This window comes from Oricola nitratireducens, assembly GCF_014904745.1.
Classification (GTDB): domain Bacteria; phylum Pseudomonadota; class Alphaproteobacteria; order Rhizobiales; family Rhizobiaceae; genus Oricola; species Oricola nitratireducens.
The window spans coordinates 1-17829 of sequence record NZ_JACZCS010000037.1 but is presented as its reverse complement, the minus strand read 5'-3'; the positions used below and the strand labels follow the sequence as shown (position 1 = coordinate 17829).

19 protein-coding genes are annotated in these 17829 nt (G+C 63.3%); 5 read left to right on the top strand and 14 right to left on the bottom strand.

Annotated features, from left to right (window positions below):
* Positions 1 to 119: 119 nt before the first annotated feature.
* A complete protein-coding gene (locus IG169_RS24385) occupies positions 120 to 1316 on the top strand; it encodes a DUF2865 domain-containing protein (protein WP_193177539.1) in 1197 nt (398 codons plus the stop codon).
* On the opposite strand, the gene gltX is transcribed toward IG169_RS24385, so the two are convergent.
* Both gltX and IG169_RS17530 read right to left on the bottom strand, forming a co-directional pair.
* Positions 1234 to 2613, bottom strand: coding sequence for a glutamate--tRNA ligase (gene gltX / locus IG169_RS17535; protein WP_193177538.1), 1380 nt, complete (start codon positions 2611 to 2613; stop codon positions 1234 to 1236). The two genes, IG169_RS24385 and gltX, sit on opposite strands and share 83 nt — an antisense overlap.
* 55 nt (positions 2614 to 2668) lie before the next feature.
* On the bottom strand, positions 2669 to 3913 hold the full coding sequence (locus IG169_RS17530) for an MFS transporter (protein WP_193177592.1): 1245 nt from the start codon (positions 3911 to 3913) through the stop codon (positions 2669 to 2671).
* Between the two features lie 104 nt (positions 3914 to 4017).
* Between IG169_RS17530 and IG169_RS17525 the strand changes: the two genes are divergently transcribed.
* Positions 4018 to 4746, top strand: a complete 729-nt coding sequence (locus tag IG169_RS17525) for a VIT1/CCC1 transporter family protein (RefSeq protein WP_193177537.1) — start codon at positions 4018 to 4020, stop codon at positions 4744 to 4746.
* 112 nt (positions 4747 to 4858) lie between these two features.
* Positions 4859 to 5257 carry a hypothetical protein gene (locus IG169_RS17520; RefSeq protein WP_210326089.1) on the top strand — a complete coding sequence of 133 codons (399 nt, stop codon included), beginning with the start codon at positions 4859 to 4861 and terminating at the stop codon, positions 5255 to 5257.
* A gap of 229 nt (positions 5258 to 5486) precedes the next feature.
* On the opposite strand, the gene IG169_RS17515 is transcribed toward IG169_RS17520, so the two are convergent.
* From IG169_RS17515 to rpsU, 3 genes are all read right to left on the bottom strand, one after another.
* Positions 5487 to 6959, bottom strand: a complete 1473-nt coding sequence (locus IG169_RS17515) for a GGDEF domain-containing protein (protein ID WP_193177536.1) — start codon at positions 6957 to 6959, stop codon at positions 5487 to 5489.
* Between the two features lie 95 nt (positions 6960 to 7054).
* Positions 7055 to 8728, bottom strand: a complete 1674-nt coding sequence (locus IG169_RS17510; RefSeq protein WP_193177535.1) for an NAD+ synthase — start codon at positions 8726 to 8728, stop codon at positions 7055 to 7057.
* Positions 8729 to 8874: 146 nt separating this feature from the next.
* Positions 8875 to 9108, bottom strand: a complete 234-nt coding sequence (gene rpsU / locus IG169_RS17505; protein WP_193177590.1) for a 30S ribosomal protein S21 — start codon at positions 9106 to 9108, stop codon at positions 8875 to 8877.
* Positions 9109 to 9440: 332 nt separating this feature from the next.
* Here rpsU and IG169_RS17500 point away from each other — a divergent pair, with 332 nt between their 5' ends.
* Complete coding sequence (locus IG169_RS17500; protein ID WP_193177534.1) at positions 9441 to 9776, top strand: DUF7670 domain-containing protein; 336 nt, start codon at positions 9441 to 9443, stop codon at positions 9774 to 9776.
* Positions 9777 to 9797: 21 nt separating this feature from the next.
* On the opposite strand, the gene IG169_RS17495 is transcribed toward IG169_RS17500, so the two are convergent.
* Positions 9798 to 10295 carry a thermonuclease family protein gene (locus tag IG169_RS17495; RefSeq protein WP_193177533.1) on the bottom strand — a complete coding sequence of 166 codons (498 nt, stop codon included), beginning with the start codon at positions 10293 to 10295 and terminating at the stop codon, positions 9798 to 9800.
* A gap of 516 nt (positions 10296 to 10811) precedes the next feature.
* On the opposite strand from IG169_RS17495, the gene IG169_RS17490 reads away from it, so the two are divergent.
* A complete protein-coding gene (locus tag IG169_RS17490) occupies positions 10812 to 11096 on the top strand; it encodes an acylphosphatase (RefSeq protein WP_193177532.1) in 285 nt (94 codons plus the stop codon).
* A gap of 6 nt (positions 11097 to 11102) precedes the next feature.
* On the opposite strand, the gene IG169_RS17485 is transcribed toward IG169_RS17490, so the two are convergent.
* The 8 genes from IG169_RS17485 to IG169_RS17450 all read right to left on the bottom strand — a co-directional run.
* Positions 11103 to 11693, bottom strand: coding sequence for a hemerythrin domain-containing protein (locus IG169_RS17485; RefSeq protein ID WP_193177531.1), 591 nt, complete (start codon positions 11691 to 11693; stop codon positions 11103 to 11105).
* Positions 11694 to 11736: 43 nt separating this feature from the next.
* Complete coding sequence (locus IG169_RS17480) at positions 11737 to 12534, bottom strand: DODA-type extradiol aromatic ring-opening family dioxygenase (RefSeq protein WP_193177530.1); 798 nt, start codon at positions 12532 to 12534, stop codon at positions 11737 to 11739.
* Between the two features lie 96 nt (positions 12535 to 12630).
* Entirely contained in the window at positions 12631 to 13011 is a 381-nt protein-coding gene (locus IG169_RS17475; protein ID WP_193177529.1) for a GFA family protein, read from the bottom strand.
* A gap of 163 nt (positions 13012 to 13174) precedes the next feature.
* Positions 13175 to 13429: a hypothetical protein gene (locus tag IG169_RS17470; protein WP_193177528.1), complete on the bottom strand. Its 255-nt coding sequence runs from the start codon at positions 13427 to 13429 to the stop codon at positions 13175 to 13177.
* 189 nt (positions 13430 to 13618) lie between these two features.
* Positions 13619 to 14998, bottom strand: coding sequence for a class II 3-deoxy-7-phosphoheptulonate synthase (locus IG169_RS17465; protein ID WP_193177527.1), 1380 nt, complete (start codon positions 14996 to 14998; stop codon positions 13619 to 13621).
* Between the two features lie 133 nt (positions 14999 to 15131).
* Entirely contained in the window at positions 15132 to 15773 is a 642-nt protein-coding gene (locus tag IG169_RS17460; RefSeq protein ID WP_193177526.1) for a gamma-glutamylcyclotransferase family protein, read from the bottom strand.
* Between the two features lie 73 nt (positions 15774 to 15846).
* On the bottom strand, positions 15847 to 17238 hold the full coding sequence (gene gor / locus IG169_RS17455; protein WP_193177525.1) for a glutathione-disulfide reductase: 1392 nt from the start codon (positions 17236 to 17238) through the stop codon (positions 15847 to 15849).
* Positions 17239 to 17364: 126 nt separating this feature from the next.
* Positions 17365 to 17829: DUF2059 domain-containing protein (locus tag IG169_RS17450; RefSeq protein ID WP_193177524.1), on the bottom strand; the 465-nt coding region annotated here is incomplete at its 5' end.

Genomic DNA, 17829 nt, shown 5'->3' with positions numbered 1-17829 from the left:
GGGCCGGGGCATTAAGGTTAAACCCGAATTAGTGTCGGGATACCGCCTGTTAGGCGCCCGACGCCACATTTGCAGTGTATAGTTGCGTGGTTGGGACTACGCATTGGGAGCATGCAAACGTGCCGGATCCATTCCGCAACGGCCGCATGACGGTTCGAGCCGCGCGGATGCGCGCGCGCATCATCGTCTGTGCGGCGTCCCTCCTCGCCCTCTCCGTCATCCCGGCCACCGCCGATACCTGTTCCGATCTGGAGGCACAGCTCAGTGCCGCGTCGCGGACCGATAACGGGTTTTCGGCGAAAGCCGCCCGCTATGCCGACGCGGCAACGCGCCAGGCGGCGGAAATCGAAAAAACCCGCGCCATACAGGAAGCGCAGGGATGCTTTCGCAATCCCACGGCCGGTTGCCAGGCACTCAACCGCACGATCCAGCAGATGCAGTCGAACCTGGACCAACTGGAACGCCAGCGCGACCGACTGGCCGGCAATCGCAACAACGAGCAACGCCTGCGCGCCATTCAGGCGCGGTTGAAGGCCAATCGATGCGACGAACCGCAAAGGGTCGTCCGCCAGCAGATCAATGGCCCGCAAGTCACGATGGTTCAGCCGGATGATGTCGATCCGCGCCGTGTCACGCGCGTGATCGTGCGCGACGGCATCGGCCGCAAGCGCATCCACGAAGCGCCGCAGGACGGCCCGGCAGTCTTCGACAATCCCGATGCGATTACCGTGCCGCAGATGTCCGGCACGTTCCGGACGCTGTGCGTGCGCACATGCGACGGATATTACTTCCCGGTCTCGTTTTCGACGACCAGCGATTTCTTCGAGCGCGACGCGAAGGCCTGCGCCGCCATGTGCCCGGCCGCCGAAACGAAGCTCTATTTCCATCGAGTTCCCGATCAGGAAAGCGAGGCGATGATCTCGTTGAAGGGCGAACCCTATACGGCGTTGCCGACCGCGTTTCTCTATCGCCAGCGCCCGACCGACCAGGCAGATCCGTCCTGCACGTGTGGCAAGCCGCGGACCGAGGCCAACTTTCGCGCCGACGAGGATGCCGATCAGCCGAAGCCGCTGGCGGCCGGAAAGATACCGACACCGAGCCGCAGGCCCGACGGGCTTGCCGACCCGGAAAGCCAGATGAATGCCGCAACGGGACTGACCAAAGACCGCATTCGCGAGATGACCGGCGCGGTCAACGCCGGAGAGGCCCATGCGGCGGATACATCGCGCAAGGTCAGGGTTGTCGGGCCAGAATTCCTTCCCGACCCAGAAGAGGCAATAGATCTGCGATCTCCGGCCCCGACGTCTTTCCCGTAAGCGCGACGCGCAGCGGCATGAACAGCGCCCGGCCCTTGCGGCCGGTCGCCTCCTTGACCGCGCCGGTCCACGTGCTCCAGGTCGAGGCGTCGACATCGCCTTCCGGCAGCAGCGAGAACGCTGTTCGCGCATAATCGAGATCGTCGCCTTCCAGCGCCGCCTCGTCCGCCGGCCCCTGCGTGACGATCGCCCACCAAGCCGCCGCGTCGGCAACCTTTTCGACGTTGCCGCGAACCACAAGCCAGAAGGCTGCCGTACGCGGATCGTTCGTGTCGATCCCGGCATCGGCAAGCCGGACGGCGACGGCCTCGTAGGGCAGCCCGTGCACGATCTGCCTGTTCAGGACATCCAGTTCCGCCGGATCGAATTTCGCTGCCGATTTCGAGCTCGACGACGGCTCGAATGTCGCAGCCATTGCCTCCAGGGAGGACGCCGCCGCGACGGCCTCCGACGTCCCGATCAGTACGGCGAGAGACGCGACCGCCATCGGCTCGTAGCCGGCTTCGCGCAGCGCCGAGATCGACAATGCGCCCGATCGCTTCGACAGCCCCTCGCCGGTCGTCGTCGTCAGCAGATTGTGGTGGCCGAAGGCCGGTGCGTCCGCACCGAGCGCCTCGAAAAGCGCGATCTGCGCGCCGGTATTTGTGACGTGGTCGTCGCCACGAATGACATGCGTCACGCCCATGTCGATGTCGTCGACGACCGAAGGCAGCGTATAGAGATAGGTTCCGTCCTCGCGGATCAGCACGGGATCGGACATCGAGGCGAGATCGACCGTCTGGCGCCCGCGCACGACATCGTCCCAATGGACTTCCGTACGCTTAGTCTCGAATGGCGTCTCGGCGTAGTTCGGCAGCAGGAAGCGCCAATGCGGCTTGCGGCCCTCGGCTTCGTAGGCCGCCTTCTCCTCGGCCGTCAGCTTCAGCGCCTCGCGCCCGTAGACAGGCGGGAGTTTCCGCGTCAGGCGGATCTTGCGCCGGCGGTCCAGTTCCTCCGCAGTCTCGTAGCAGGGATAGAGCCGGCCCGACTGTTTCAGCTTCTCGACTGCCGCGTCATGGGCAATGCCACGTTTCGACTGGTACTCGACGCGATGCGGCTTCACACCCAGCCAGTCGAGATCGGCGGCGATCTGGTCGGCATATTCCTGCTTCGAGCGCGCCGTGTCGGTATCGTCGAAACGCAGGATGAACTGCCCGTCATGCTTCAGGGCATAAAGCCAGTTGAACAGCGCGGTGCGCACATTGCCGATATGGATGTTGCCGGTGGGCGATGGCGCGAAACGGACGGTGACAGGCATGAGGATCGGCTTTCAAAGCTAAAAGATATGGGCAGCGGTTAGCGCCCGCCCCGCGTCATTGCAAGCTGCGCGCCGCAGCCGCCACCATATCCGCGTTGCGCGCCTCCAGCTTTCGGCTGGCGATCAGCAGCACGGCGCTTGCCGCGAGGCAGTAGATGCCCATGACGAATATCTGGCCGGGATAGGATACGCCGAGATCGATCAGCGTCCCTGTCAGGCCCGGCCCGACGGCGGTCGAAAACACCATCACGGCAACGATCAGCGACCGGATCGAGCCCAGATGCCGGATACCGTAGACTTCCGGCCAAAGCGCACCGAACAGCGTGGTTGAAAATCCGTAGGAAACCCCGAGCAGCCCCATGAAGACGAACGGCGCCCACACGGCCGGAGACAGCGCGAGAACGATGCAGGCGCCTGCGAGCGGCAGGAGAAAGCTCGGCAACATCCGTACCGCGGAAAATCTGTCGATCAATGCGCCGCAGATAAGCGCGAAGGCGATCGTCATCGCCGACATCAGCGCGAAGGAGGCTGCGAACAGGTCCAGCGACCAGCCGCGCAACTCGACCAGATAGACCTGGTGGAAGAAGATCGTCGTGCCGATGAAGGGCGGCGCCATGATGCCAATGAGCATCAGCCAGAACAATGGATCGCGGAGCACCTCGCCGCGCGTCCATTCGCGCGGCGCGGTTACCTTCGGCGCGGGATCGGAGGCTTTCGGCGCGCGCTCCTGCCAATACAGCGCCACGATCACCGGCATCGCGACGACGACGAGCAATACGGCGCCGGCGACCCAGGTCATGCGCCAGCCGATCAGCCCGGCAACCAGCACGAAAATGAAGGGGAAGACCGCCTCGCCTGCATTCTGGCCGAGCGCGACCACCGAGATCGCCCGCCCGCGATTGGCCGCGAACCAACTCCCGGTCGCGGTCATCGCGTTCTGCGTCATCATGCCCTGCCCGAACAAGCGGAGGAGATAGATCACCGCAACCAGCATCACAACATGATGCGACAGCGCCATCGCTACGGATCCCGCCGCCAGCAGCGGCACGATGATCATGGTGACCATTGATGGAGAGAACCGGTCGACCATCCGACCGACCCAGGTCAACGAAAGCGCGCTCGCGAGCGTGGCCGCCATGTAGATCACGCCGAACTGGCCGTTGGAGAGATCGTATTCGGAGCGAATTTCCCCGGCCGACAGCGAGATGAAATAGGTCTGTCCGAAGGCCGAGAACAGCGTCAGCAGGAAACCGCCGAAAAGCCAGCGCGCATTGCCGATGATGAAATTGAGGAACGGCATCATGGATCCTGGACAGGGGATTTCCGGGTAACGGCGGCCCGGCGGTCGTTGTTCGCATGCGCGCCGGACGATATGAATGGCGGAACGAGAACCGGAAACGCGTCATGACGCTTGAGCACAAACACACCGTCGAGGCAATCCGTCTGCGGCTGACCACGGGCGCGAAACCGAATTATCTGCGCGATTTCGTCTATGGCGGAATCGATGGCGCGGTTACGACCTTCGCCATCGTCGCGGGCGTCGTCGGCGCATCGCTGTCGGCCCATGTCGTCATCATTCTCGGTCTCGCGAACCTGCTCGCCGACGGCATCTCCATGGCGGCAAGCAACTATTCCGGCACCAAGACCGAGGTCGACGATCGCGAGCGCCTGCGCGACATGGAATACCGACACATCGCGCAGGACCCGGAAGGAGAGCGCGAGGAAATCCGCCAGATCATGGCCATGAAGGGCCTCGACGGCGACACGCTCGAGCACTCCGTCGAGGCGATCACCTCGGACCGCGAACGCTGGGTCGCCATGATGCTGACCGAGGAACACGGACAAAGCACCACGGTCCGCGATCCCATGCGATCGGCGCTGTCGACCTTTGCCGCCTTCGTCATCTGCGGATCGGTGCCGCTCCTGCCCTATGTAATCGCGCCGAACGGCATGGCGATGCCGATCGCGCTGACGATGACGTCGATCGTGTTCTTCGCCATCGGTTCGCTGAAAAGCCGCTGGGCGCTGACGCGCTGGTGGGCATCGGGACTGGAAACCCTCGTCATCGGGCTGCTGGCGGCCGGCTCCGCCTTCGCGATCGGCTACCTGCTGCGCGACTGGGGCGCCGCCTAGGCGCTGAGCCGCTCGCGCACCGGCTTGCCAAAACGCCGATTGCCCCTTTCGGGAACCGGCGGCCGATGCCAACATGCTCGACGAAATCGGACGCGGGACGGAGGAACGCCGGATGAAATCGATACTGGGCACGTGCGTCATTCTCCTTGCGGGCGTTGCGAGCGCAATCGCTGGCCCCGAGGGCACCTATGCCGTCACCGGCACCAATCCGGGCGGCAGCGGCACCTACAAGGGCACGGTATCGGTGACGCGCACCGGCGAAACCTACAAGGTGATCTGGAACATTGCCGGCACGCGTTATGTCGGATCGGCGCTCGGCGCCGCGCCGGTCAAGGGCGTCACCATCATGGGCCCGGCCGACTCGAGCGATGATACGCTCGCCGTCGGCTACGTGTCGGGGAAAAGCTTCGGCCTCGCGTTTTACGTCGAACAGAAAGACGGAACCTGGGACGGCGTGTGGACCTATGGCGGCTCCGACAAGGTCGGCACGGAAAGTTGGCGCCGGAAATAGCGCAGGATTTCAGCCGATTGCCGCCGGTTCCGGTTTCATCGCCCGGTCGGAAATTCGCCATAGCTGGAAAACAGCGTCAGCAGAAATCCGCCGGCAGGCCAGCGGGCGTTATCGCGCAGAAAGACGGGCATTCTCATCGGTGGCAGATGCTTCGTGTATCCATGGGACTCAAGCCCACTAACTCGCAGAAATCCGAAGCATTCTCAAATGCGACCGGCCTGACTTCCCGTCAGGCGGCGGCGGTGACGCCTCCGGCATCCGGCGGTTCGGCAAGCGTGCAGCGCCCGCGCCCCGCCCGCTTGGAATCGTAGAGCACCTGGTCGGCCGCATTGATGATGTCCTTGGCCGTGCGCCCGTTCGCCGGCCAGATCGAAACGCCGATCGACGCCCCGATCTGCAGGTCAACGCCCTCGAACGCGACCGGTATCGTGGCGTCCGCGATCAGGCATTCACCCAGCATTTTGAGCACCAGGGGATCGATGCCGGAGCTGACCAGCACGACGAATTCGTCGCCGCCGACCCGGGCGACGAGCCCCTTGTCGCCGATCCTTTCGGCAAACCGGTCTGCGGCGGCGACCAGCACCGCGTCGCCCGCATGGTGGCCGTAGGTGTCGTTGACCGCCTTGAACTTGTCGAGATCGATGCACATCACGGCAAAGCCCTCGCGCGGCGCCCGTTCGATCAGCCAGTCGAGGCGGGCGTCGAACTGCGCCCGGTTGGCCAGTCCCGTCAGCGCGTCGTGATTGGCCATGCGCCGGTTGCGCTCCTCGCTGTCGGCGAGTTCGTGCAGCGCCATGCGATAGCGCCGCAGCATGATCGCCAGCAGCGCGGTAATCGCGCAGATAAGTGCGACGCCGAGCGGCAGGACGGCGAGCAGGATCGGCGTGCGCGGATCGGGCTTGTCCCAGAGCAGGGCGTAGGCCGGCTCGCCGACGAGATTGGTGACGTCGAGGCGGGCGGCCTGGTCCGGCGCGTCCTCGATTTTGCTGATCCGGAAATTGGCGAGGTCGAGCCGCTGGACGGCGTCTTCGATGCCGCCCTGGTCGAGATTGCGGAAGGCGACGTGGACATGGCCGTCGCCGAAATCGAACTTGCCGTCGTAGTTCCACGGCAAAACCTGCTGCGCCATCAGGAAGCCGAACTGGCCGTCGATCCACACCGGATCGCTGACCACGTAGCGGTCGCGGACGTTCTGTGCCGCGTTTCCGTCTTCCCAGTGTTCCGGCAGGCTCCGCAGCACTTGCCTGAAATAATCCCGGGCCTTTTCCGCCAGCGGCGCCGCAAGCGGCGCGATGTCGAGGCTCGCCGGATCTTCCAACTCGACGCCGTCCTTCAGTCCGAGCCGGATCGAGCCGTCGGCGTCGACGACGACGACCTGCTGCAGGCCATAGCTGTTGGCCATCCAGCGCTTCAGTTCGTCGGCCATGTAACCCATGTCGGGTTGGCGCCGGTTCAGCGTCATGAAGCCGTCCAGCGTCGTCGTGCCCTCGTTCATGTAGTATTCGGCGTTATGCCGCTGATCGGCAAGTTCGGCGGTGAGAAGATTGAAATCGTCATCGAGCGCAAGGCCGTTGGCGACGTTGCTCGCCCGGTCGACGATGAAGAACAGCGCAACGACGAAGGCCGCCACGGTCAGCCCCGCCGCGACATAGATGTCACGCTTCAGCCTGTCCGGATGCGCCCTGCGGCTTTCGCTGTCCATGTGAAGTCCCCTGCCCGGCTGATCTGTCTAGACGGGGAAATTCAACATCAGGTTGCAGTGGTTGGTTAGCGCATCGCTAACGTGACGTCAGCACCTTACGTCCGATCCCGGAAACGGTTGGTGATCGGGTAGCGCCGGTCGCGGCCGAAATTCTTGCGCGTGATCTTCACGCCCGGCGCCGACTGGCGGCGCTTGTATTCGGCTATATAGAGCAGGTGCTCAACGCGGTGGACGAGTTCGCGGTCGTGTCCGCGCGCGACGATGTCATCGACGGCCATCTCGTGCTCGACAAGGCATTCGAGGATGTCGTCGAGCACCGGATAGGGCGGCAGCGAATCCTGGTCGGTCTGGTCGGGACGTAGTTCGGCCGACGGCGCTTTGTCGATGATGTTCTGCGGGATCACCATGCCGGTCGGCCCGAGCGCGCCCGGCGGCGTGTGCGCGTTGCGCCAGCGCGACAGCGCATAGACCTGCATCTTGTAGAGATCCTTGATCGGATTGAAGCCGCCATTCATGTCGCCATAGAGCGTGGCATAGCCGACGCTCATCTCCGACTTGTTGCCGGTCGTCACCACCATCGAGCCGAACTTGTTCGAGATCGCCATCAGGATCGTGCCGCGCGTGCGGCTCTGCAGGTTCTCCTCGGTGATCCCTTCATTGGTGCCCTCGAACAGTTCCGACAGCGAGTCCATGAAGCCCTCGACCGGCTTGAAGATCGGCACCACATCGTAGCGGCAGCCGAGCAGCCGGGCGCATTCCTCGGCATCGGTCAGGGATTCCTCGGATGTATAGGCGTAGGGCAGCATGATTGCGCGCAGACGCTCCTCGCCAAGCGCGTCGACGGCCAGCGCGGCGCAGATTGCCGAGTCGATGCCGCCCGACAGGCCGAGCACGACATTCTTGAAGCCGTTCTTGTTGACGTAGTCGCGCAGCCCCAGCATGCAGGCGCGGTAATCCGCTTCCTCGGCTTCCGGGATGCGCGACATCGGCCCGTCCTCGCAGAACCAGGACTCCTCGCCCCGCTTCCACGTCGTCACCGTCACCTGTTCCTCGAACTGGCTCATCTGGAAGGCGAGCTTGCGATCGGCATTAAAGGCGAACGAGGCCCCGTCGAAGACGAGTTCGTCCTGCCCGCCGAGCTGATTGGCGTAGAGGACCGGCAGATCGCTCTCGATCACCTGCCTGATGACGACCTGATGGCGGATATCCGTCTTGCCGCGGTAATAGGGCGATCCGTTCGGCACCAGCAGCAGTTCAGCGCCGCTTTCGGCCAGCGTCTCGCAGACGCCGAGATCGCCCCAGATATCCTCGCAGACCGGAATGCCGAGGCGCACGCCGCGAAAATCGACCGGTCCCGGCATCGGCCCGGCATGGAACACGCGCTTTTCGTCGAATTCGCCGTAATTCGGCAGGTCGACCTTGTGGCGCTCCGCCGTGACCTTGCCGCCGTCGAGCACCATGATGGAGTTGTGACGCAACTCTCCGCGCGCCAGCGGCACGCCGATGACGACGCCCGGACCGCCGTCGGCCGTGTCTTCGGCGAGATCGCGCACGGCCTTCTCGCATGCCGCCAGAAAGGCCGGTTTCATGACGAGGTCCTCCGGCGGATAGCCGGATATGAACAGCTCGGTGAAGAAGACGAGATCGGCGCCGTGGCGCGCCGCGTCGGCGCGCGCCTCGCGCGCCATGGCGAGGTTGCCGGCGATATCGCCGACAATCGGATTGAGTTGCGCGACAGCGATGCGCAGAACGTCAGGTGCGTGGCTCATGCGCGAGCATTAGCGCGCGCCAGCGAGGGAGGCAATTGCGCAGACGCTTGCAGGCGCGGCGAGATGGAGAATGCGAAAGCGGGAAGCTGGCGAAGAGCGCCGAACGCAAGCAGCATCGAATGCGTTGCGTTCGACGGTTTATAGTTTTACCGGCGGCCGCTTCGTTTGCGGCCCGGAAGCAGGCCCTCGCGCTGGGCGCGCTTTCGCGCCGCCTTGCGGTCGCGGCGGATGGCCTCGCCCTTTTCGCGATTGCGGCGTTCGGAGGGCTTTTCATAAGCGCGCCGCGACTTCATCTCGCGGAACAGGCCTTCGCGTTGCATTTTCTTCTTCAAGACCCGGAGGGCCTGATCGACATTGTTTTCTCTGACGAGAACTCGCAATGGGTTCCTCATTCGGTTCGTGTTGAAGCGCCGCAGGCGTGTGCGCAGCGCCGGGGAATTGCTGCCGGCCGCCTGTATGGCGGCACTTGCTGGCAGCATCAAAATCGTCTGGCTTGACGACAAGCGCTTGGCGCTTTGCCGCGCGGGAAATACGAAATAGGCTGGGCCGTTTCGCGGAGGCGGTAACCGGCAACCGGAAGCTTTTCCGGCGTCCTGCGCGACAGTCCGGTTCCGCGCATCGGCCGAACCGGACAGTGCCTGTATAGAGGCAAAAGTTCCAAAAGGCCACTTCCGGCTCAAAATCCGGCAAGCGGCGACCGCGGAGGGAACATGTGACGAGACTGATCTACTGGACGCCGCGCCTTCTCGGGGTCGCCGCAATCCTGTTCATCTCGATCTTCGCGCTGGACGCGATCGAGCCGGGGAAACCATGGCCGGAAATCGCGGTGGCGCTGTTCATGCACTTCGTGCCGGGTTTCATGCTGTCAGCGGTTCTGGTGCTTGCGTGGCGCGTCGAGTGGCTCGGCGGCATCCTGTTCGTGGCGGCCGGCCTGTTGCCGTTTTTGCTTCTGTCCAATCCGGGATGGGTCAACCTTATGCTCGGCGGCCCCTTCCTGGTGACAGGTCTGCTGTTCCTGGCAAGCCATTTCGTGCGCGCCCAAGCGTGACCCAAAGCGACGCGCGCCGTGCTAGAGCCGGGTGCCGGCGCGCCAGCGGTTCGGCGGAACGAACTTGCCCTTCCACAAGCCGAGATCGCGCGCCTCGGCCTCCATCTCGTTGAAGACGTAGTCCATGCCGTTCGGCCGGTCCGGCACTGCCCAGCCGGCCGCGACGAGTTCTGCGCCGATGTCGAGATCGAGGAAATTGTAGCAGCGCACCGGCTGCCGTTCGCCCGCGCCGCTTTCGAGGATATCGCATGTGACGACGCCGTTCAGCATTTCGGCGAGCGCGTCGCGCGAAGCCTCGCCGCAGGCATATTCCGCGCCGTCGGATCCAAGGCAGACCTGGCCCAGTTCCGGTGCGTCGATTCCCTGCAGCCGGTACCGCTTGCCGTCCTTGTCCTCGATGGTCTTTCCGTCCAGCGCCTTCGCATGGGAGAGCACGAGATAGCTGTCCGCCTCGGCCGCAACCGATGCCAGCAGGATCGCGCAGGCAGCGCCAAGAATCGTTCGACCTGTATGCGTCATGTCCGCTCCAAGCTCCTTTCGACTCGCGATTTCGATGCGCACGGAACAGCCATGGAGCTTTCGTCCGGCTGGAAACAAGCGCGCCCGAACATGACAAAAAGTAACGCGGGACCGGGTTATCCACAAGAACAGAAACAAAGCCGGCTAATGGAAATCCACAAAGCGTTTCAGGCTGAGAAACCGCAAGAGAGGTGATTTTCCGAAAAGATTTTCGGGAACTGATATCCAAGTGAAGTATTTTATAACAATGAGTTAAAAGAGTTTTCTAAACGTGATCTGGCGCGTTCTGATTGATCCGGCGCATTCGGGACGCATGATCGTTCCGGCTCTCTCGCGTGATCGAAAGCGCGTCTTCTTACGCCACTCAGCTTTCGATGAAAGAAATATGACGTCCGCCGATTCGATGTCCCCGGACGATCCGCGACCCTCGCGCCTCGATTGGCCCGGACGGGATGCGGCATGGCGCGTTGCGGTCGAAATCGGTGTTATCGTGTAAGCCAGCGAGGCGGAGACACCATGAACGAAACACGCAAAACCGTTCTCGTCCGGATGACCGGCCGCGTGCAGGGCGTGTCGTTTCGCGCCTGGACACGCCAGCAAGCCAGGCATCTTGGGATTTCGGGCTGGGTGCGAAACGAACCGGACGGCGCGGTCACCGCCCTGTTGTCGGGCCCGGTAGCCGCCGTCGACGCGATGGTCCGGCTCCTGTGGAGTGGGCCTCCCGCCGCGCGGGTCACCGGCGTCGAGATCGAGGACCGCGATACGGAGGATGCTTTTACGGAATTCGAAATCCGCTACTGAGCCCAATCACATCAGCCCGAGCGTCTCCTCGCCCCGGTCGAGGATCACCGGAACGATCAGATCTTCCTCGTCCTCCAGATGCCGCATCAGCATCGCCACCAGCTTTTCGGTGTCGTCGCCATAGCTGTCGGCGGCGAAGCGTGCGGCATCTCGCCCCTCGCGCAGTTTGCCGAGAAACGCGTTGGCGCCGTGCGCATTGCGCTCCAGCGCCTCATGGATGACGTGGTGATCGTTGTCGAGCAGCGCGAAGCCGCGCCGCAGACCGGCTTCGGCCTGCACGAAGACCGGAAAATAATGCATGTCCTCGATCTGGTGATGGCCGTGCAGCTGTTGCAGGAAAAATTGCAGCCGCGGCACGAAAAACGAGGCAAACGGCTGAGCCTCCAAGCGCCCTTCCCGGTAGTCGCCGAGGCTTTGCGTCAGCATCCCCCCGATCTCGCGGAACATCGCGTGACGTTCAAGCCAGAACTGCGCCATGCCGCCGAGATTGGCGTGTCCCGCCCAGTCCTCGCGCGGATAACGCTCCACGAGGTAACGCAGATCGTCGGGCAACCCATTGCGCGAGGCCAGGGCAAATTGCGGATCTATGTCGCTCATGGACGCCAATGTGACCGGTTGAACCAACCTTTCAAGGGCGCACTCAATGGAAGAACCAGGAATCCCAGGCAAAGAAGCCGTATTGGCGCGAATGATGCGCCCGTTCCGGCTTCGGATCCTCGCCGGCCGCGCCATAGGCGAAGAACAGCGGCAGCAGATGCTCGTCGGTCGGATGGTTCTCGGCAATGAAAGGCGCACGCGAACGCCAGTCGAGGATCGCGTCCTTGTCGCCCTTCTCGAACTGCTCGGCGAACCAGCCCGTGAACGCCTCGATCTTGCCGGGCAATTCCGGATCGGGATCGGTTCCGTGCCGTATCGAGGCGAAGATGGCGCGCAGATTGTGCGTGATATGGCCGGACCCGATCAGCAGGATGCCTTCCTCGCGCAGCGGCGCCAGCGCCTTGCCGAGCGCATAGTGGTATTCGGCGTCGCGATGCGGGTCGATCGACAGTTGCACCACCGGAATGTCCGCATCGGGATAGGCGAGGATCAGCGGATTCCAGGCGCCGTGATCGTAACCGCGCTCCGGCGCGATGCGCGGCTGCAGGCCGGCATCCTGGAGCATATGGGCAATCCGTGTCGCGAGTTCCGGTTCGCCCGGCGCCGGATAGATCTTTTCATAGAGTTCCGGCGAGAACCCGCCGAAATCGTAGATCATGCCGGGATGCGGGTCGGTGACGACGACCGGTCCGTCCGTCTCGAAATGCGCGGACACGATGACGATCGCCTTCGGACGAGGCAGGCGCTTGGCGAGCGTTGCAAGGAAATCATGCGCTTCCGAAGGTTCGATAACGACGTTCGGACCGCCGTGGGAAACGAAGACGCTGGGCATTGAGGTCATGAACTTTCTCCTTGCACAGGCAGATAGTACGACCGGACCCGCCGCGCGAGAAGACAATTGGCGACTTTGCGTTCAATAATTTGAAACGACCGTTTGTTACTCGTGTGGCAGGCCGTCGGTGATCTGGTAATAATCGCCCTTGTCGGCGACATGAATATGCCCGCTTTCGGTCAGACCGGACGGAAGGTCGAAGGACCCGGCCATGATCGACGTCGTACCGCTGCCGTTACCCTTCCAGAAGAGAAGCGATCCGCAAATCCGGCAGAAACCGCGTTTCGCCTCGCCGGACGCGGCATACCAGGACAGGTTCCCGCCACCCTCCAGCTGCAACTGCGCGTCGTCGCAGGCCGTCGCGGCGACGAAATGCCCGGTCTGCCTGCGGCATTGCGAGCAATGGCAGTAGACCACGCGCCGCACCGGTCCTGTCACAGCAAAGCGCACTGCCCCGCAAAGGCACCCGCCCGTCCGCTTTTCCATAATCCCCTCCGAATAAACATGACGGGGACGATCATGAGCCGTCCCCGCGCATCCGGATAGGTTGCCGCGCGACGCAGTCCGTCGCAAGCCTGCCGGTCGCGTGCCATCGAAGAAAAAACGGCGCCGGAAAATCTCCGGCGCCAGACCGGGACTTCAGCCGGAGCTACTCCATCATGACGGCCTTGGCAGCCATGTCGAGATGCTCGGCGCACTCGTCGCTCTTGTCGGCTTCCATGGCGGTCTTTGCCATGTCCAGTTCCATCATGCCCTTTTCCTTCATCGCGGCGTCGGAGGAATTGTCGACCTCCATCATCACCTTGTCGAAGGTTTCCTGGTCACAATTCATCATGTCCTGCGCGTAAGCCGCGCCGGCGAAGGCAAATGTCGCCGCAAGGGCGACCGGAACGATGAGCTTCATGATAATTCTCCCTCTGATTGACAGCGCCTGTTGCGCCAGAAACCAGTGGTGCATATCCGCCCGCTAACCGGCCAATCACCTCCGCGTCATCTCACGCCATCGTGTTGGAAGGCGGTTTTTCGCTCACGAAAACGTCAAAGGCGCCGGTAAAGCCCCGGCGCCTTTGAACCACTTCGGCAGACAAACGCCTCAGGCGTTGACGGCGATCTTGTTCTCGCCGTTGCTGCGACCCTGTTTCAGGTTTTCCGCGATCAGGAACGCCAGCTCCAGCGCCTGGTCGGCATTGAGACGCGGATCGCAATGGGTGTGGTAGCGATCGCTCAGCTCCTCGGCGCTAACGGCGCGCGCGCCGCCGGTGCATTCCGTCACGTTCTTGCCGGTCATCTCGACATGGATGCCGCCCGGGTAGGTCCCTTCGGCGCGGTGGATCTCGAAGAAGCTTTCCACTTCTCCCAGCACCCGCTCGAACGGCCGCGTCTTGTAGCCATTGGCGGTGATCGTGTTGCCGTGCATCGGATCGCACGACCAGACGACCTTCTTGCCCTCGCGCTCGACGGCGCGGATCAGCCGCGGCAGGTGTTCTTCCACCTTGTCGTGGCCGAAGCGCGCGATCAACGTCAGCCGGCCCGGCTCGTTGGCCGGGTTGAGGATTTCGATCAGGTTGACCAGGTCGTCGGCTTCCATGGACGGGCCGCATTTCAGCCCGATCGGGTTCTTCACGCCGCGGCAGTATTCGACATGGGCGTGGTCGGCCTGGCGCGTGCGGTCGCCGATCCAGATCATGTGGCCGGACGTGGCATACCAGTCGCCGGACGTGGAATCGACGCGGGTCAGCGCCTCCTCGTAGCCGAGCAGCAGCGCCTCATGGCTGGTGTAGAAATCGGTTTCGCGCAGCCGCGCGTAATTGTCGGCCGTGATCCCGATCGACCGCATGAAGTCCATCGTTTCCGAAATCCGGTCGGCCAGCGCCTCGTAACGTTCGCCCTGCGGGCTGTCGGAAACGAAGCCCATCATCCACTGGTGGACGTTTTCGAGGTTGGCATAACCGCCCTGAGCGAAGGCGCGCAGCAGGTTCAGCGTCGCGGCCGACTGCCGGTAGGCCATTTCCTGCCGGTTCGGATCGGGCGTGCGCGACGCCTCGGTGAAATCGATGCCGTTGATGATATCGCCACGGTAGGACGGCAGCGTCACGCCGTCCTTGGTCTCGTTGTCGGACGAGCGCGGCTTGGCGAACTGGCCGGCAATGCGGCCGACCTTCACCACCGGCTTGGAACCGCCGAAGGTCAGGACGACAGCCATCTGCAGGAACACGCGGAAGAAATCGCGGATCGTGTCGGCGCCGTGTTCGGCGAAGCTTTCGGCGCAATCACCGCCCTGCAACAGGAAACCCTTGCCTTCGCTGACATCGGCCAACTGTTTCTTGAGCGCGCGCGCCTCACCTGCAAAAACGAGCGGCGGATAGGTGCGCAGACGGCCCTCGACCTCGTCCAGGACCTTCTGGTCCGGATAGGTCGGGACCTGCAGGATTGGCTTCTTTCTCCAACTCTCAGGTGTCCACGTCTGTGCCATTGTCACTACTCGCATTCGCATCGAAGGGTTCGGTAACGGCGGGGCTTTCGTCTTCCTCGCCCGGGCCGTCGCGCCCCTATACGGGAAAGCACCCGGTGATTCCAGCCCGTATTGCGGGCAAATCGCTGCGGAACTAGGCCGGATCCCTGTAAGTCACGCCATGCGCGTCGAGCGCATCATCGAAAAGCCTACTCTCTTCTTGCGTCAGCGTCACGTGGCGAGGATAGCGCGGCGCGTGCCGGTCCCGGATGACCGGCGTGTCGTCGAAGGCGTGCGTGTCGGCGACAAACCGGCGAACCGCCTCGACGCCGTATTCGTAGAGATAGCCCTGCAGCACGGCATCCAGATAGCTCTGCAGGATCGCATGGCCGGTTTCGGATGCGTGTTCGCGCTTGCCCTCGTAGATATAGATCGGCACGTCCACGGCGAGATCGTTTGAAACAGCGATCCTTTCCGGATCGACGGTCCGCCGGTCATAGTTGCCCTCGCGCTCGTCGAGAGCCGGCAGGTTCTCCACCCGGTCAAATACAAGCAGACCCGGCAATTCGTGCTCGGGATCCGTCTCCGCCTTGACGCTCAGAAACGAAATCGGAATTCCGACCGGCCGCGACCGGCCTTGCCAGTACCGCCGCCAGCCGCGCACCGACGCACGCACGGCGCCGAACGTGTCGGTGCGGTGCGTATCGCGGTTCACCAGCGAACCATAGCCGAAATAGGCGAAAAGCTCGCCCCGCGCCGCCGCCTCCATGACTTTTTCAAGCTGCTCGGGTGTCATGCGTCTGCGATTGGTAAATTGCTTCCATTACCCTGACATAGGGCGTCCACCCGGCCCGGTTCAAGACGTGCAGTCAGTCGATCCTCTCCCCGTCCTTCAGGCGGTAGGTCGGCGCATACATCGTCACCAGCTCTTCCGACGCCGTCGGGTGTACGGCCATGGTCGCGTCGAAATCCTCCTTGGTGCAGCGCGCCTTAAGCGAAATGCCGAGCAACTGAGCCATTTCGCCGGCCCCCGGCCCGATCACATGCGCGCCGACGACGACACGGCTCGCAACATCGACGATCAGTTTCATTATCATCTTTTCCTGCCGGTCCGGCAGGATGTTGTGCATCGGCCGGAAGCTCGCCCGATAGACATCCAGTTCGGCGTATTTCCCCGCCGCCTGATGCTCCGTCAGACCGACGGTACCGATTTCCGGCTGCGAAAAGACCGCCGTCGGAATGGTGTCGTAGTCGGGCTTCGTCGGATTGTCCTTGAAGGCGGTTTCCAGGAAACACATCGCCTCGTGAATGGCGACCGGTGTCAGCTGGACGCGGTTGGTCACGTCACCCACGGCCCAGATATTGTCGACACTGCTGCGCGAATAATCGTCGACGATCACCGCGCCGCGCTGGTCCATCTCGACGCCGGCGTGATGAAGCCCGAGGCTCTCCGTGTTCGGCACGCGGCCAAGTGCCAGCATCACCTGGTCGGCAACCAGCGCGTCGCCTCCGGACAGATGCCCTTCGAGGCGGCCGTCCGCGCGTTTCTCGACCTTTTCCAGTACCTGGTGGCAGATCACCTTGATGCCCTTGGCGATCATGGTTTCCTGCAGGTGGTCGCGCAGATCCTCATCGAACCCGCCCAGGATCTTCTGGCCGCGATAGACGAGTGTCGTATCGACGCCGAGTCCATGGAAGATGTTGGCGAACTCGACCGCGATATAGCCCCCGCCCTCGACGACGATCGCCTTCGGCAACGCCTCGAGATGAAAGGCGCCGTTCGAGGTGATGCAATATTCGTGACCGGGCAGCGCGTCATGCAGGTTCGGCCGCCCGCCGACCGCGATCAGGATCTGGTCGGCTGTCACGGTCTCCCCCGTCGCTTCCAGCAGGATCTCGTTTCTGGAGACCAACCGCGCGCGCGTGTCGTGGACGCGGACATTGTTGCTTTCGAGCCCCTTGCGGTAAAGCCCCTCGAGACGGGCGATCTCCTTGTCCTTCGCCGCGATCAGCGTCGGCCAGTCGAAAGACGTCTCGCCGACAGACCAGCCGTAGCCCGACGCGTCCTCGAAATGCTCGGAATATTGCGAGGCGTAGACGAACAGCTTCTTCGGCACGCAGCCGCGGATCACGCAAGTGCCGCCCATCCGGAATTCCTCGGCCAGGCCGACCCGCTTGCCCATGGCGCCGGCAAGCCGCGCAGCGCGAACACCGCCGGAACCGCCGCCGATGACGAAGAGGTCGTAGTCGAATTGCGTCATGAAAAATCTCCGCTTGCGCGCCGGACAGCGCCGGTCAGGTCACCGCCCACATAGTGAATGCACCGCAAAAACGAAAGGCCCGGTCGTGGACCGGGCCTGCCATCGGGATCACATTGAAGTGTTCGTTCAGTTCTGCGCTGGCGCGTCGGTCGCCGCGCCCTGGTCGCCGCCTTCGGCAGGCGCTTCCGCCGGCGTATCGGCCGGAGGCGCGGGCGTGCGCACGCCAGCGTCGTTCAGCGCCTTGGTCACGTTTTCCAGCAGGTCGCGCTCGATACCGCGCTTCCAGATCGCGGCCGAACTGTTGACTTCGCGCGACACGATCGGCCCGTTCTGCAACAGCTTCTTGCCGGCTTCGGTGTTGTAGAACGCGGCAATCGCCTTCAACTCGTCTTCGGTAAACGCGGCCGCATAGATGCGTGCGGCTTCCTGTTCCAGGTCTGCGCGGCGCGAGACCAGCGCCAGCGCCTGTTCGTCAACCGTCTTCGTGATCTGGTCTTCCAGATCCACGTTGTTGGCGATCAGACGGGTTTTCAGCTGTTCGGCCGCGGCCGGAAGGATCGCATCATAGATATCGGTGGCTTCGATCGCGGT